This is a genomic window from Streptomyces tremellae, from assembly GCF_039540215.1.
GTDB lineage: Bacteria > Actinomycetota > Actinomycetes > Streptomycetales > Streptomycetaceae > Streptomyces > Streptomyces tremellae.
The window spans coordinates 58368-71447 of record NZ_BAABEP010000006.1; the positions used below are offsets into that span (position 1 = coordinate 58368).

The 13080-nt window shown below is 70.5% G+C and carries 17 protein-coding genes; 13 read left to right on the top strand and 4 right to left on the bottom strand.

What is annotated here, in order from left to right; translation table 11 throughout:
* The 13 genes from ABEA77_RS07270 (at nucleotide 1) to ABEA77_RS07330 (ending at nucleotide 12045) form a co-directional block, all read left to right on the top strand.
* Nucleotides 1-387, top strand: coding sequence for a hypothetical protein (locus ABEA77_RS07270; protein WP_345642834.1), 387 nt, complete (start codon nucleotides 1-3; stop codon nucleotides 385-387).
* A 4-nt stretch (nucleotides 388-391) separates the two neighbouring features.
* Nucleotides 392-853 carry a hypothetical protein gene (locus tag ABEA77_RS07275; protein WP_345642837.1) on the top strand — a complete coding sequence of 154 codons (462 nt, stop codon included), beginning with the start codon at nucleotides 392-394 and terminating at the stop codon, nucleotides 851-853.
* Nucleotides 850-1614, top strand: coding sequence for a hypothetical protein (locus tag ABEA77_RS07280; protein ID WP_345642840.1), 765 nt, complete (start codon nucleotides 850-852; stop codon nucleotides 1612-1614). Before ABEA77_RS07275 ends, ABEA77_RS07280 begins: the two co-directional genes overlap by 4 nt.
* Complete coding sequence (locus ABEA77_RS07285) at nucleotides 1614-2054, top strand: hypothetical protein (RefSeq protein ID WP_345642843.1); 441 nt, start codon at nucleotides 1614-1616, stop codon at nucleotides 2052-2054. Before ABEA77_RS07280 ends, ABEA77_RS07285 begins: the two co-directional genes overlap by 1 nt.
* 3 nt (nucleotides 2055-2057) lie before the next feature.
* Nucleotides 2058-2468, top strand: a complete 411-nt coding sequence (locus ABEA77_RS07290; protein WP_345642845.1) for a hypothetical protein — start codon at nucleotides 2058-2060, stop codon at nucleotides 2466-2468.
* A 2-nt stretch (nucleotides 2469-2470) separates the two neighbouring features.
* A complete protein-coding gene (locus ABEA77_RS07295) occupies nucleotides 2471-2866 on the top strand; it encodes a hypothetical protein (RefSeq protein WP_345642847.1) in 396 nt (131 codons plus the stop codon).
* Nucleotides 2867-3004: 138 nt separating this feature from the next.
* Complete coding sequence (locus tag ABEA77_RS07300; RefSeq protein ID WP_345642848.1) at nucleotides 3005-6316, top strand: TrbL/VirB6 family protein; 3312 nt, start codon at nucleotides 3005-3007, stop codon at nucleotides 6314-6316.
* On the top strand, nucleotides 6304-9084 hold the full coding sequence (locus ABEA77_RS07305) for a hypothetical protein (RefSeq protein WP_345642851.1): 2781 nt from the start codon (nucleotides 6304-6306) through the stop codon (nucleotides 9082-9084). The genes ABEA77_RS07300 and ABEA77_RS07305 overlap by 13 nt, the downstream gene beginning before the upstream one ends.
* A gap of 15 nt (nucleotides 9085-9099) precedes the next feature.
* A complete protein-coding gene (locus tag ABEA77_RS07310; RefSeq protein ID WP_345642853.1) occupies nucleotides 9100-9498 on the top strand; it encodes a hypothetical protein in 399 nt (132 codons plus the stop codon).
* Nucleotides 9499-9520: 22 nt separating this feature from the next.
* Nucleotides 9521-10240, top strand: a complete 720-nt coding sequence (locus ABEA77_RS07315) for a C1 family peptidase (RefSeq protein WP_345642855.1) — start codon at nucleotides 9521-9523, stop codon at nucleotides 10238-10240.
* A complete protein-coding gene (locus ABEA77_RS07320; protein WP_345642856.1) occupies nucleotides 10237-11412 on the top strand; it encodes a peptidoglycan-binding protein in 1176 nt (391 codons plus the stop codon). Before ABEA77_RS07315 ends, ABEA77_RS07320 begins: the two co-directional genes overlap by 4 nt.
* A gap of 19 nt (nucleotides 11413-11431) precedes the next feature.
* Complete coding sequence (locus tag ABEA77_RS07325) at nucleotides 11432-11758, top strand: hypothetical protein (RefSeq protein WP_345642858.1); 327 nt, start codon at nucleotides 11432-11434, stop codon at nucleotides 11756-11758.
* Nucleotides 11755-12045, top strand: coding sequence for a hypothetical protein (locus ABEA77_RS07330; protein ID WP_345642861.1), 291 nt, complete (start codon nucleotides 11755-11757; stop codon nucleotides 12043-12045). Before ABEA77_RS07325 ends, ABEA77_RS07330 begins: the two co-directional genes overlap by 4 nt.
* Nucleotides 12046-12102: 57 nt before the next feature.
* Here ABEA77_RS07330 and ABEA77_RS07335 read toward each other — a convergent pair whose 3' ends face one another.
* The 4 genes from ABEA77_RS07335 to ABEA77_RS07350 are packed head-to-tail and all read right to left on the bottom strand — an operon-like array spanning nucleotide 12103 to nucleotide 13073.
* Complete coding sequence (locus ABEA77_RS07335) at nucleotides 12103-12303, bottom strand: hypothetical protein (RefSeq protein ID WP_345642864.1); 201 nt, start codon at nucleotides 12301-12303, stop codon at nucleotides 12103-12105.
* A gap of 11 nt (nucleotides 12304-12314) precedes the next feature.
* Nucleotides 12315-12494 (bottom strand): hypothetical protein, encoded by a 180-nt coding sequence (locus ABEA77_RS07340; RefSeq protein ID WP_345642866.1) that lies wholly within the window; start codon nucleotides 12492-12494, stop codon nucleotides 12315-12317.
* Nucleotides 12495-12510: 16 nt separating this feature from the next.
* Entirely contained in the window at nucleotides 12511-12909 is a 399-nt protein-coding gene (locus ABEA77_RS07345; protein ID WP_345642867.1) for a DUF6221 family protein, read from the bottom strand.
* Entirely contained in the window at nucleotides 12906-13073 is a 168-nt protein-coding gene (locus ABEA77_RS07350) for a hypothetical protein (protein WP_345642869.1), read from the bottom strand. The genes ABEA77_RS07345 and ABEA77_RS07350 overlap by 4 nt, the downstream gene beginning before the upstream one ends.
* Nucleotides 13074-13080 lie beyond the last annotated feature (7 nt).

Consider the following 13080-nt stretch of genomic DNA (forward strand, 5'->3'; position numbering starts at 1 on the left):
GTGGCTGGATTGCAGGTGCGGGCGAGCGGCCCGCTGTTCGACGGCCGGGCCGCGCGGGCGATCGCCTCGGCGGTCGACGAGGCGCGCGAGGACATCGCCGAGTTCGCCGAGGAGCAGGTGCTCTCCGAGCTCGGCCGGGTGCTGCGCCACCCGACGGGCTACTACGAGTCCCGCATCACGACCGACCGGGTCTCCGCCGACACGTCCCGGGTGGGGGACCAGGGTGTCGTGTACGGGCCCTGGCTGGAGGGCGTCGGCTCCCGCAACTCGCCGGTGACCTGCTTCCCGGGATACGGGCACTGGCGCCGCACGAAGGACCTCGTAAAGGACCGGGCCCCGTTTATCGCGCAGCGCGCCATCGCGCAGCACCTGCCGGAGATGGGGTGACGGCGTGGCACTCGACATCACGGGCCTGACCGACGCGGTCGTCTCGCACGCCATGGCCTGCGGCCGCTTCGAGACGGTCAACGGGCACGAGCCGATGGCGCCGCCCGCGTCCGGCGGGCTGACGGCGGGCGTGTGGGTGGACCAGGTCCGGCCGGTCCGCTCCTCCGGCCTCGCGTCTGTGTCCGCCGGGGTGACGTTCCTGGTGCGCGTGTACACCTCGGCGATGTCCGAGCCGCTCGACGCGATCGACCCGGCGCTGATCGAGGCCGTCGACGACCTGTGCACCGCGTACGCCGGAGACTTCACCCTCGGAGGTCTGGTCCGCAACGTCGACCTCTTCGGCCAGGCCAACGGCACCGGTCTCGACGTGCGCGCCGGGTTCCTGCGCGAGAACGGCGTCACGCTCCGGGTGATGACGATCACCCTGCCCCTCATCGTCAACGACCTCTGGGAGGAGGAGGCATGAAGCAGAGCGGATTGGGCGACCACCTGTACGTCTCCGGGCACGACCTGTCCGGCGACATCGGCCAGGTCAACCGGGTCGGAGGCGGCCCCGCGACCCTCGACGTGACCTCGATCGTGAAGGAGGCGTTCGAGCGGATCGGGGGCGTCCGGGACGGCGGCATCGACTACACGAGCTTTTTCAACCCGAGCAACGGGCCCGGCGGCCCCGCGTCGGCCCACGAGGTGCTGTCGACGTTGCCGTACGGCGACCGGCTGATGACGTACGTGCGCGGCGCGACGCTCGGCGGGCCCGTCGCCCAGTGCGTGGCGAAGCAGCTCAACTATGACGGGACCAGGGCGGACGACGGGGCGTTCACGTTCGCCGGGTCGACGCAGGGCAACGGCTTCGGGCTGGAGTGGTGCAACGGGCTCACGGCCGGGCAGCGCACGGACACGGAGCCGACGGACGGCGACACGGTCGACCTCGACACGATCACCGGCGTGCCGGTGTCGGGCGCATTCGGGTTGCAGGCGTACCTGCACGTGTTCGCCCTGGACGGCGACTCGCTCACCGTCACGCTCCAGGAGTCCGCTGACGGCGACACCTGGACGGACGTCGTCGGCGGCCACTTCGACGAGGCCACCGACATCACGAGCCAGCGCATCGAGACCGCTCGGGACCAGGCGGTGCAGCGCTACCTCCGCGCCTCGACGGCCGGTGACTTCACGAGCGCCGTGATCGCCGTCGCGGTCAACCGCAACGAAGTCGAGGTGCAGCCCTGATGGACCGTCCCGTGAACCGCATCGAGCGCAACCTCCTCGCCGCCGTCGCCTACCAGACGTACAGCATCCGCCAGCCCCGGGACACGGCCGTGGTGACCGCGTGCGAGCAGGCCGGGTGTGAGCAGTGGGCGCGCGGCTGGGACACCCCGGTCGACGAGTCCACCGAGCTGGGCCGCCAGCAGGCGGCGTACATCCGCGGCCAGTCCCGGCGCACCTTCCGGGAGCTGCGCGCGCAGGGCGGCGTCACCGTGTTCCGGTTCGAGCCGGGGCAGCGCTGCTTCCGCGAGCACCGCACCAGGCCGCAGCTGTTCGCCGTCCGGGACGGCGACTACCGCGGCAACCCCACCGGCCGCGTCCGCCAGCACTCCCGCCCGCAGGACTGGGTGGAGGACTTCGGCGAGCACCAGCTCGCCCTCACCGACCAGCAGAGGAAGGGCTGACCCATGAAGCAGAGCGGTCTTGGGTGGACCACGTGCGACGTCGACGACGCGACGGGCACCCCGCAGGACGTCCGCAACGACCTGACGAACCTCCAGTTCTCGACGCCGAAGGCGACGCAGGACGTGACCGGCATCGACAAAAGCGCGATGGAGCGGATCCTCCTCCTGGCCGACTTCTCGATCACGCTGAACGGGGTGTTCAACCCGGACGCCGGGAAGGGCCACTCCGTCTTCCGCACCGTCCCGTCCACGTCGGTGCCGCGCACCACGAAGCTCACCGTCGCTGGGCAGACCCTCATCAACGAGTGCCTGTACACGGACTACCCGCTCACCCGGGCCGACTCCGGCGAGCTGACGTACGCCGTCCCGGGCGTCCTGTGCGACGGCACTGTCCCGACCTGGACGGCGGCCTGACCATGGGATACCGACGCAAGCGCAAGGTCATCGAGGTCAAGCTCACCGGCGAGCACCAAGGCTTCGAGGCGCGGCTGCGCGGCAAGACGCTCGGGGAATTCCTGGAGCTCAACGGCATCGGCGAGATCGACCGGTCCGCACTCGACAACCAGCTCCGGGAGATGGCCGACTCGCTCATCTCCTGGAACCTCGAAGACGAGACCGGCGCTCCGGTCCCGGCGACGGCCAAGGCGGTGTACGCCGAGGACCAGGAGCTGATGCTCGCCCTCGCGGCAGAGTGGATGCGGCTCCTGCACGGCGGTATGACCCGCCCTTTGGAGCAGCCATCGACCGATGGCGCGCCATCCCTGGAGGCGTCGCTGCCGATGGAACCCGTGTCCGAGAGCCTCGCGAGCTGACGTACGCCCGCACCGTGCTGGGCCTGTGCGAGCGCTTCGGCTGCCTGCCCAGCCAGCTCCTGGACGAGGACGCCTCCCTGTGGGGGCTCCTCCTGATCGAACAACGCGCACGGCCCACAGACGAGGAGGTGAGCCCAGATGGCGAATGACATCGAGATCAACGTCAAGGTCGACGACCAGTCCGGAGGCGGGCTTGCCGGGGTCACCTCCTCGCTCAAGGCCCTCAAAAAGCAGGCCACCGACACGGGCACGGCGCTCGTGTCGCTGGCCACCCGCTCAACCGTCGCCGGGACAGCCCTGGACGCGATGGGCGACCAGGCCGACGACGCCGAGCACTCCCTCGCCGGCCTTCGCGCGGCCGCCCGCGACATCAAGGTCAAGGCCACTCTCGACGACGACACCGCAACCGGCATCGCCGCGGTGCGCGCGGCACTCGCCGACCTTAAGGCCGAGTCGCCGCTGCACCTGCGCGTCGACTTCGACGGCGGCGCCGGGGACATCACCACGACCTCGGGCGCCCTCCAGACCCTGCGGACCCGCGCCTCGGCGGCCGGCACCGCGGTGGAGGGCCTCGGCACGAAGGCGGCTGCGGCGGCCGCCGAGCTCGTGGTCCTGGCAGCAGCCGCCGACGAGGCCGGAGACAAGCTGCGGGACCTCCGCTCGCGCGCGGCAGCTGCGGCCGCCGAGGTGCAGAACCTGCGCTCGACCGCAGTCGGCGCGGGCAACGCCATGCAGACCTTCAGCAACCGCACGAACACCGCGAACAGCCGAGTGGACGACCTGTCCACGCGCACGCGCACGCTGCGCACAGACATGACCGACCTCGACGGGGCGCTGACCCGAGTCGGCGGCAACATGAACGGCCTCCGCGGCTCGGTCGGGTCGCTCGGCTCGTCGTCGTCCAGCGCCTCCGGCGGGATGGAGAAGCTCACGGGGGCCGCGCTCACGCTGGCCCCGGCCCTGGTGCCGATCGCGTCGTCCATCACCCCGGCGATCCCCCTCCTCGGCGCGGGCGCCCTGGGGGCCGTCGCGTTCGGTGCGGCGCTGCTCGGGCAGGTCGGCGCGATGACCGACGCCGCCACGGCCCAGGCGAAATACACGGCCGCTGTGGCGAAGTACGGGCCCGCGTCGAAGCAGGCGGCCACGGCCGAGGGCGAGTACATGGACACCTTGTCCGCGATGCCCCCTGCGACCCGGACCGCCGCGGCGGCGCTGTCGGCTCTGAAGGACGAGTACCACGACTGGTCTGACGAGCTGGCTGGCAGCACCATGCCGGTCGCGACCCACGGGTTCGAACTGCTCGGCGGGACGATCGGAAGGCTCACCCCGCTCGCGAAGGACTCTGGTACGCAGATGGGGCGCCTGGTCACGATCATCGGCGGCGGCGTCGCGAGCCCCGGGTTCGACAAGTTCATGGACGAGGTCGACGCCTTCGCCCACAAGGCCCTCCTCGACATGATCACCGGGACGCTCCGGCTCGGCGAGGCCCTCCACAACTACACCGGTAGCGGGCAACTCCAGGAGTTCATGGCCTACGCACGCGCCAACGGCCCGCTGGTCGCTGACACCCTGAAGAACCTCGCGGGGGCCCTTGCGCACCTCGTCGAGGGCGCCGGGGACGTCGGGGTCAGCATGCTGACCGTCGTCAACATCCTCGCGAAGCTCGTCAACGCGGTGCCCCCGGAGGCCATCGGGGACCTGCTCCAGCTCGCTGCCGCGTACAAGGGGCTCCAGCTGGCGGTCGCGGGCGGGAGCGCGCTGAAGGCCGGGGTCACCGGCGTCGCGACGGCGGTCGGCGGCATGCGTACGGCGTCCGCGGGCGCCACCGGCGGGGTCGCCTCGCTGACGGCGGCGTTCGGGTCCCTGTCGAAGGGGGCGAAGGTCGCGGCGGCCGGCACCGGTCTGGGACTCTTGATCATCGCGCTCGGTGCGCTGTCGCAGGCGGGGAAGTCGGCGCCGCCGTCGGTGGACGCGATCACCACGTCTCTGGAGAAGCTCGCCGACACGGGGCGAGTGACGGGCGCCGCGGCGGACGCGTGGGGGAAGGACTTGTCGGGCCTGGCGAAGTCGCTGGACACGCTCGTCAAGCCGTCCGGGCTGGACAGCTTTCAGCAGTCCCTCACCCACCTGATCGGTATGGACTCGACGCCGGTCAAGGACGCCAAGGACAACATCGACTCGCTGGACAAGGCGCTCGCCGGGCTGGTGCAGAACGGGCACGCCGACATTGCGGCGCAGGCCCTCGCCGACCTGACGATCAAGCTGAAGGCGCAGGGGCTGACGAGCAAGCAGATCAAGAGCCAGCTCGACGACTACAAGCAGGCCCTCGCCGACCAAGCTTTCGAGGCGAAGCTGGCGGCGCAGGCGCAGGGCCTGTTCGGGGAGCAGGCGCAGCAGGTGAAGGCGAAGCTCGACGCGCAGAAGCAGAGCACCGATGGCCTTCGGAACAGCATCCAGGCCCTGAACGACGTCAACAGGTCGGCGCTGGGCGGGATGATCGGGTTTGAGCAGGCCATCGACGACGCGGCGAAGGCTGCGCGGGACAACGCGGGCGCGCTCACGATGTCGCACGGTGCGCTGAACCTGTCGAGCCAGAAGGCCCGTGACGCCGCCTCGGCGCTCTCTGACCTCGCGGACAAGACCGATGAGGCCGCGGCCGACGCGCGGGACTCCGGCGCTTCCTGGTCGACGGTGGCCGGGATCTACGACCGCGGCCGCTCGAACCTGGAGAAGTTCGCGCGCTCCATGGGCCTCACGAAGGACCAGGCGAAGACCCTCACCAACCAGATCCTGAAGATGCCGGACAAGACGACCCTGTTCAAGGGCGACGTGACCGACCTGAACGCGAAGATCAAGTCAGCTCAGGCGAAGGTCGACAGCCTCAAGCAGAAGCGGAAGACCGCGGTCGGCGCCGACAAGAGCAATCTCGACGCCCAGATCAAGGCCGCCCAGCGGTCCCTCGACAACCTCAAGCAGAAGCGGGCCGCCGCCATCAAGGCGTCCAACCAAGCTGGCGCCGGAGCGGGCGCGGCGCAGCGCACGATCAACGGCGTGCACGGCAAGACCGTCACCATCACGACCCGCTACGTCGCCACCTACGGCTCGGGCTACAGCCAGCACGCCGCCGGGAACCCGTACTTCGCGCACGGCGGCGTCACCGGCAGCCTCGGCCGGGCTGCGACCGGCGGCCCCCGCGGGGGTCTCACCCTCGTCGGCGAGCAGGGCCCGGAGCTGGTCGACCTCGCCGCCGGGTCCCGCGTCCGCTCGAACCCCGACACCAAGCGGCTCCTCGCCGGGGGTGCTGCGTCGGCGAGCGGCGCCGCCCCGATCAACATCAACCTTGTCGTCGACGGAGGTGTCCTCGCGCGCGCGGTCTTCGACCCGCTGCGCAACGAGATCCGCACCCGTAAGGGCGGCGACGTCCAAAAGGCCCTGGGGTGGACACGATGACCTTCCCGCTCGAACCTCTCCCGATCCAGGCCGAGCTGATGGTCGACGGCGCGTGGGTGGACATCACCGCCGACGTGTACGCGCGGGACCCCATCACGATCACGCGCGGGCGGTCCGCCGAGGCCGCCGAGGTCGACCCGGGCACGTGCACGCTGACCCTGAACAACCGGGGCGGGAAGTACACGGTGAAGCACCCGCTGTCCCCGTACCACGGGAAGATCGGCCGCAACACGCCGATCCGGATCTCGGTGCACACCGGCAGCGCGTACCTGGTCACGGCGGCGGGCGGCGAGGGGCGCGCGACGACGCCCGACAGTCCCGCACTCGACATCACCGGCGACATCGATGTGAGGGCCGACCTCACGACGGCCACATGGCGCGGCGCCTTCGTGAACGGCTACTACGAGCTCCTCGGCAAGTACGACCTCAGCACGAACCAGCGGTCCTGGCGCCTCATCGTGAGCAACAGCGGCATACCGGAATTCGGCTGGTCTCCAGACGGGGCCGCCCTACTCACTGCCTCGGGCGGTGTGCCCCTGCCCTTCGATGTCGGGCAGCGAGGAGCCGTCCGAGCCACGATGGACGTCGACAACGGGCTCGGCGGCTACACGGTCACCTGGTACACCGCACCGACGCTCGCGGGCCCCTGGACACGGCTCAGCCAGCTCGTCACGACGAACGGCACCACCAGCATCGCCAGCACGTCGGCCGCCATGGCGGTCGGCAACATCCCCGTCCTCTTCTTCGGCACGATCGCCGCCCGGTGGCACGGAGTAGAGGTACGGGACGGCATCGACGGGCCCGCGGTCGCCACACCGGATTTCAGCTCGCAGACACCCGGCACCGGGAACTTCACAGACGCGGCCGGACGGGTGTGGACCGTCACCGACGGAGCCGAGATCACGAACCGGCGCATCAGGTTCGTGGGCGAGGTGCCCTCCTGGCCGCGCATGCGGGACACGTCGGGGCAGGACCGGTACGTGCAGATCCAGGCGGCCGGCATCCTGCGGCGGCTCTCCCAGGGGCAGGCCCCGCTCCAGTCGACGCTACGGCGCCGCATCCCCACCGAGCCCACGCTGCTCGCGTACTGGCCCATGGAAGACGGAGCGGAGTCCGCGCAGGCGTCCTCCCCGATAGCCGGGGTAGCGCCGCTACGCACCACCGGATTCGACTTCGCGAGCGCCGACACCCTCGCCGGGTCCGGGGCGATGCCCACGCTGGACAGCAACGGCGGCAAGGCGCTCGCGACCATGTCCGGCACGGTGCCTGCGCCGCCGGCGGGCGCGGCGGCCTCGTGGAAAGTCGAGTTCATCTACCGCCTGGACAAGCCGGACACCACGGTCTGGACCGTGATGCGGGTCCTCAGCAGCACCGGGACAGCCCGGGACTGGTTCTTCCAGATGAGCTCGACCATCGGCCGCGTCCTCGCGCACGACGCGGACGGCAACGAGGTGCTCCGCCGCGACACTGACCTCACGACGTTCGCACCCTTCGGGGACTGGTACCGCGTCCAGATCAAAGTCGAGCAGTCCGGCACGAACATCTCGTGGACCGTGCTGTGGATCCACATCGACGGCAACAGCGGCCAGATCAGCGGCACCTTCCCCGGCACCGTCGGCCGCGTCACCGCCGTCGCCGCCCCCGCGGACGGCTACGCCTCGGCGCTCGACGGCATGGCCCTCGGCCACATCAGCGTCATGACCAACACCGGCAGCACCGTCTACAACGAGGCCGACCACGGCTTCACCGCAGAGACCACAGCCGCCCGGCTGACCCGCCTGGCGCAGGAGGAGAACCTGCCGATCACGGTACTTCCCGGCGTGGACGACCCCTCGACAGCTCTCGGCCCGCAGACCCCGGAAACCGCGCTCGCCCTGGTGCAAGAGGCCGCCGACGCCGATCAAGGCGTGCTCTACGAGGACCGGAACACCGTCGGTCTGCTCTACCGCTCCCGCGCCACCCTCTACAACCAGACCCCGACCACCGTCGCCTACGAGGACCTGGCGCCCGGCCTCGCTACCCCGGACGACGACCAGCTGGTGCAGAACGACATCACGATCAGCCGACCCGGCGGCTCGTCGGGGCGCGTCACCTCGCAGGAGGGCGCCCTGTCCGTCCTCGCGCCGCCAGCTGGTGTCGGCCCGTACCCGACCAGCGCGACCCTGAACCTGGCGGCCGACAGCCAGACGCAACAGGCGGCCGGGTGGCGCGTGCACCTCGGCACCGTCGATGAGCCCCGGTACCCGACGGTGCCCGTGAACCTGGCCCGGACTCCGGAGCTGATCGAGCAGATCACCAGCCTCGACACCGGCTCCCGGCTCCGGATCGACGACCTGCCGGCGGACTTCCCGCCCGGCCCGATCGACGCGCTCGTGCAGGGCTACACCGAACAGCTGTCGCAGTACCAGTGGGACTGGACGGGCAACTGCACGCCCGCGTCGCCGTACACAGTTGCCGTGCTCCAGGACGGGGACGCCGTCCCGCGGGCTGACACCGGCGGCAGCGAGCTGGCGGCCGCGGTCGACGCGGACGCCACCACGCTGGCAGTGACGACGACCGGCATCTGGCGGTGGATCACCAGCGACGACTTCGCCGACGACTTCCCCTTCGATGTCCAGGTCGGGGGCGAGGTCGTGACGGTCACGGCAGTCGCGGCCGGGGCTCCGTCGCAGCTGTTCACCGTGACGCGCGGCGTCAACGGCATCCGAAAGCCACACCCCGCCGGCGAGGACGTGCGCCTTGCCTCACCGTCCTACGTCGCCTTGTGAGAGGAGTACCGGCCCATGACGCAATGGCTCGCGGGGATGCGGATCACCGCCGACCGGCTGAACGACCACAGTGAGTACGACGACACAACGACGACCGGGCTGGTCGCGGCGACTGGCTTCACGGTGTCCGCGTTCTCCGGGAAGAAGCGCAGCGGCATCACGTACGTCGACGTTTTCGTGACGCGGACCGGCGGCGACATGACCAGCAGCGGCGGCAACATCACCGACACCCAGATGTGCGTGCTGCCCGTCAACTGGCAGCCCGGAGAGGTCATCAACGGGCAGTGGGGCCAGGGTCTCGCGGACGGCGAGTGCACGATCAACCCCGACGGCACGATCGTGCTCCGCTCTGCGAACGGCACCATCGGCAACAACACCAACCTCCGCGTCACTTCCTCCTGGCCTACCCCCTGACCTGCAACAACCTGGAGAGATCATGCCTATTGTCCCTGCCTTCCGCCGCTTCACCGAGTCGCCGGACGCCCCGTACCGGCTCGGCCGACACCAGGTCCACGACGCGCTGCCGCCGCGCCTCGCGGCGGTCGTCGACCACACCGAGCCGATCAAGACCGTCGAGCACGAGGAGTTCGTCCCGCCCTTCGACCAGGGCCGGATCGGCAGTTGCACCGCGAACGCTGCGCTGGGCACCCTGGTGACCGCGCCGTACGGGCACGCGGGCGTCGCCTACACCGAGGACGATGCCGTCGAGCTGTACGAGCTGGAGACGAAGCTGGACGACTCGCAGATCCCGGGGAACTACCCGCCGGACGACACCGGCTCGACGGGACCGTGGTCGATGCAGGCTCTGGAGAAGCGGGGCCTGATCCACTCGTTCCGACACGCGCGCGACCTGGCGACCGCGCTGCGCATGCTCAACACGGGCCCGATCAGCATCGGGGTCACCTGGTACAACGCGATGTTCACGCCGGACGCTACGAACGCCATCCACGCGGACCCGTCCAGCGGCATCGGCGGCGGTCACCAGGTCTGCATCGTCGGCAACGACGTCGAGAACAAGCGCATCCGCATCCGCAACAGCTGGGGCACCAGCTGGGGCGACAACGGCCACGCGTGGCTCTCCTGGGCCGACTTCGGGGCCCTCCTCCGGGACGGCGGCGATGTCGTCCAGCCCATTCTGAACGGAGCCTCTGCATGAGCACCCCCGGCGTTGACTACGCGTGGAGCCACCCCGGCGGCGCCGCGCTGAAGGCCGCGGGCAAGAAGTTCGCCTGCCGCTACCTCTCCAGCGACCACAGCAAGAACTTGACCCGCACCGAGGCGGACGACCTGGCGGCGCACGACGTCGCGTCCGTCGTGGTGTGGGAGACCACCACAGACCGGGCCCTCGCCGGGAAGACCGGCGGCACGGCCGACGCGAAGACCGCCGCGTCCCAGGCCGCCGCCGCGGGCATGCCGGGCGACCGGCCGATCTACTTCGCGGTGGACTTCGACTCCACCCCCGGCCAGCAGACCGCCATCAACGCCTACCTCGACGGCGCCGCGTCCGTCATCGGCCGCGCGCGGGTCGGTATCTACGGCGGGTACTACCCGGTGAAGCGGGCCCTCGACGCGAAGAAGGCGACCTGGGCGTGGCAGACCGCGGCCTGGTCGGGCGGGCAGTGGGACGCGCGGGCGCACATCCGGCAGGGCGCGCAGAGCACCATCGGCGGGGTGTCCTGCGACCTGAACACAGGCATGGTCAGCGACTTCGGGCAGTGGACGCCCGGCAGCGCCCCGTCCCCGGACGACGGGTTCCCGGGCGCCTCGGCGTTCGGGCCGGGCGCGAACAACGCGCATGTGACGCAGCTCGGCACCTGGCTGTGCGCGCGCGGCGGCTCCCGGTTCTACAAGGTCGGGCCCGGCCCGAAGTGGACGCAGGCCGCGGACGGAGCGGCCACCCAGGCGTTTCAGAAGGCACAGGGCTGGACCGGCTCGGACGCGGACGGCATCCCCGGCCCGACGACCTGGTCCCTGCTCGCGCACGACCAGGGCCACGACATCCCGGCCGCCGCACCGGCGAAGCCGAAGGTGTCGCTCGCGAACCTGATCGCCGCGGCCAAGCGGGACCCCGGCCTGCCACAGGGCGGTACCACGCACCCGGCCGACGTGAAGATCTACGAGGCCGCGCTCAGGGCTGAGGGCCTCCTCCCCGCGAAGTACGCATCGGACGGGAGCTTCGGGTCCACCACCATCACGGCCAACAGCGCCTGGCAGAAGGCGTACAGCAAGGCCCACGGGCTCGGCTGGTCCGGCGCCGACGTGAACGGAATCCCCGGCAGGACCTCCGCAACGGCGCTCGGCGCGAAGCACGGCTTCACCGTCGCCTGATCACAGAACGGAAGAACACATGTCTCAGATACACCTCGACCTCGCGTACTGGCTCGGCCTCGTCACCTCGGTGCTGCTGCCGGTCCTCGTCGGCCTGGTCACCACGAAGGTCACCAGCGGCGGCACGAAGGCCGTCCTCCTCCTGGCGCTCAGCACGATCAACGGGTTCGTCGTGGAGTGGGCTAACGCGGGCGACGGCTGGAGCTGGGGCACCGCCGCGGTGCTCTCCCTCGTCTCCTTCGGTACGGGCGTGCTCAGCCACTTCGGCTTGTGGAAGCCCACCACCGTGTCGGCCAAGGTGCAGGCGGCGCGGCTCTTCCGCAAGAACGTCGGCTTGGCCGCATGAGCTGGGACACCGCGGCGGCCGTCGCCGGGGTGGCTATCCCTGTCCTCGGCGTGGCCGGGGCCGGCGCTCGCTGGGTGGGGAAGCGGTGGGCGAGGATCGACGAGTTCATCGACGACTGGCAGGGGACCCCGCCGCGGCCGGGGGTGCCTGCGCGACCGGGGGTGATGGCGAGGCTGGACGCGATCGAGCACGAGCTGCGTCCGAACTCGGGGTCGTCGCTGCGGGATGCGGTCAACCGTGTGGATCGGCGTACGGCTCAGGCGATCCCGACGCCGGACGACGAGTAACAGCACCGTGCGCGAGAGGCCTCTCCGAATCGTCGGCGGGGCCTCTGGCGTGCTCGGCTACTCGTCGGGGTCTGGGTGTCGTACGTGCTTCTTCAGGGCCATCTCGACGGCCATCCGGCCCTGCTTGGTGGCCTCTGCGTGTGCGGTGATGGCGGCCTGTACGGCGACCGCCGTATCCACGGTGAGGGCGCCGGCCTGTTGCTCGACCCAGGCGCGTCTCTCCAGCTCGATCAGTTCGTCGGTGAGTTCGATTGCCACGCCGGGAGAGCTTAGGCGGCAAGCACTGTTACGGCGCGGACCGCCTCGGCGTACTCGACAAGGAGCTGGTGGTAACGGTCGCGCTCGATCGGGGTGAGGCGGGGCTCGGTGCGGCCGGCCCAGAGGGTGCGTATGTCGGCGTTGATGACCTCAAGCGAGCGCGCGGAACTGGCTGCGGGGGCCGGGGACATGACCCAATTCTACTGGTCAAGCGCGCCATGTCTCCTGGTAATCCGGGTGGTCTGCCCACTCCGCTGCCAGCTGCGGCAGGATGGCGCGCCGGTACTCCGAGAGGATCGCCTCGACGCCCGTCACGACGGGCACATCCGCCTCCATCGCTTCATACCGGCTCAGGAGTTCTCGCGCAGCGGCGGTGCGGCGCAGGACGCGGGCCGGATCGTGGCGGGCGATGTGTTCCATTTCCGCCGCGTTGAGGGCGCTGACGTTGTCGAGGTGCTGAGTGCCCAGGTCAACATAGGGATTGTCGCCCGAGTGGAAGGTCCACGCCGTCGTCGCCCATGCTGCGTCGGCGGGTGCATTGGCCACCGCTTCGTCCTCATCGAGTCGGGCCTGGACGAAGGCGATCAGGTCTCTGAAGTCGTTCACTCGGTGGTGTCCTTTCTGGGGCGCCCGCCCTTGCGGGCCCGGCGCGTGGCCAGTTCTTCCTCGGCGGCCGAGAGCCGCGGCTCGTCGCGCCCGTTCCGGGTGGCGCGTATGTCGGCGTTGATCTGGTCCAGCGGGCGCGTGGAACTGGCGGAGGCTGGGGACATGCCCGAT

Excerpts from the sequence above, each read along its gene's own strand:
- ABEA77_RS07350 (WP_345642869.1), bottom strand. The coding sequence starts at position 13,073 with ATGTCCCCAGCCTCCGCCAGTTCCACGCGCCCGCTGGACCAGATCAAC.
- ABEA77_RS07290 (WP_345642845.1), top strand. The coding sequence starts at position 2,058 with ATGAAGCAGAGCGGTCTTGGGTGGACCACGTGCGACGTCGACGACGCG.
- ABEA77_RS07280 (WP_345642840.1), top strand. The coding sequence starts at position 850 with ATGAAGCAGAGCGGATTGGGCGACCACCTGTACGTCTCCGGGCACGAC.
- ABEA77_RS07330 (WP_345642861.1), top strand. The coding sequence starts at position 11,755 with ATGAGCTGGGACACCGCGGCGGCCGTCGCCGGGGTGGCTATCCCTGTC.
- ABEA77_RS07295 (WP_345642847.1), top strand. The coding sequence starts at position 2,471 with ATGGGATACCGACGCAAGCGCAAGGTCATCGAGGTCAAGCTCACCGGC.
- ABEA77_RS07300 (WP_345642848.1), top strand. The coding sequence starts at position 3,005 with ATGGCGAATGACATCGAGATCAACGTCAAGGTCGACGACCAGTCCGGA.
- ABEA77_RS07315 (WP_345642855.1), top strand. The coding sequence starts at position 9,521 with ATGCCTATTGTCCCTGCCTTCCGCCGCTTCACCGAGTCGCCGGACGCC.
- ABEA77_RS07325 (WP_345642858.1), top strand. The coding sequence starts at position 11,432 with ATGTCTCAGATACACCTCGACCTCGCGTACTGGCTCGGCCTCGTCACC.
- ABEA77_RS07285 (WP_345642843.1), top strand. The coding sequence starts at position 1,614 with ATGGACCGTCCCGTGAACCGCATCGAGCGCAACCTCCTCGCCGCCGTC.
- ABEA77_RS07340 (WP_345642866.1), bottom strand. The coding sequence starts at position 12,494 with ATGTCCCCGGCCCCCGCAGCCAGTTCCGCGCGCTCGCTTGAGGTCATC.
- ABEA77_RS07320 (WP_345642856.1), top strand. The coding sequence starts at position 10,237 with ATGAGCACCCCCGGCGTTGACTACGCGTGGAGCCACCCCGGCGGCGCC.
- ABEA77_RS07310 (WP_345642853.1), top strand. The coding sequence starts at position 9,100 with ATGACGCAATGGCTCGCGGGGATGCGGATCACCGCCGACCGGCTGAAC.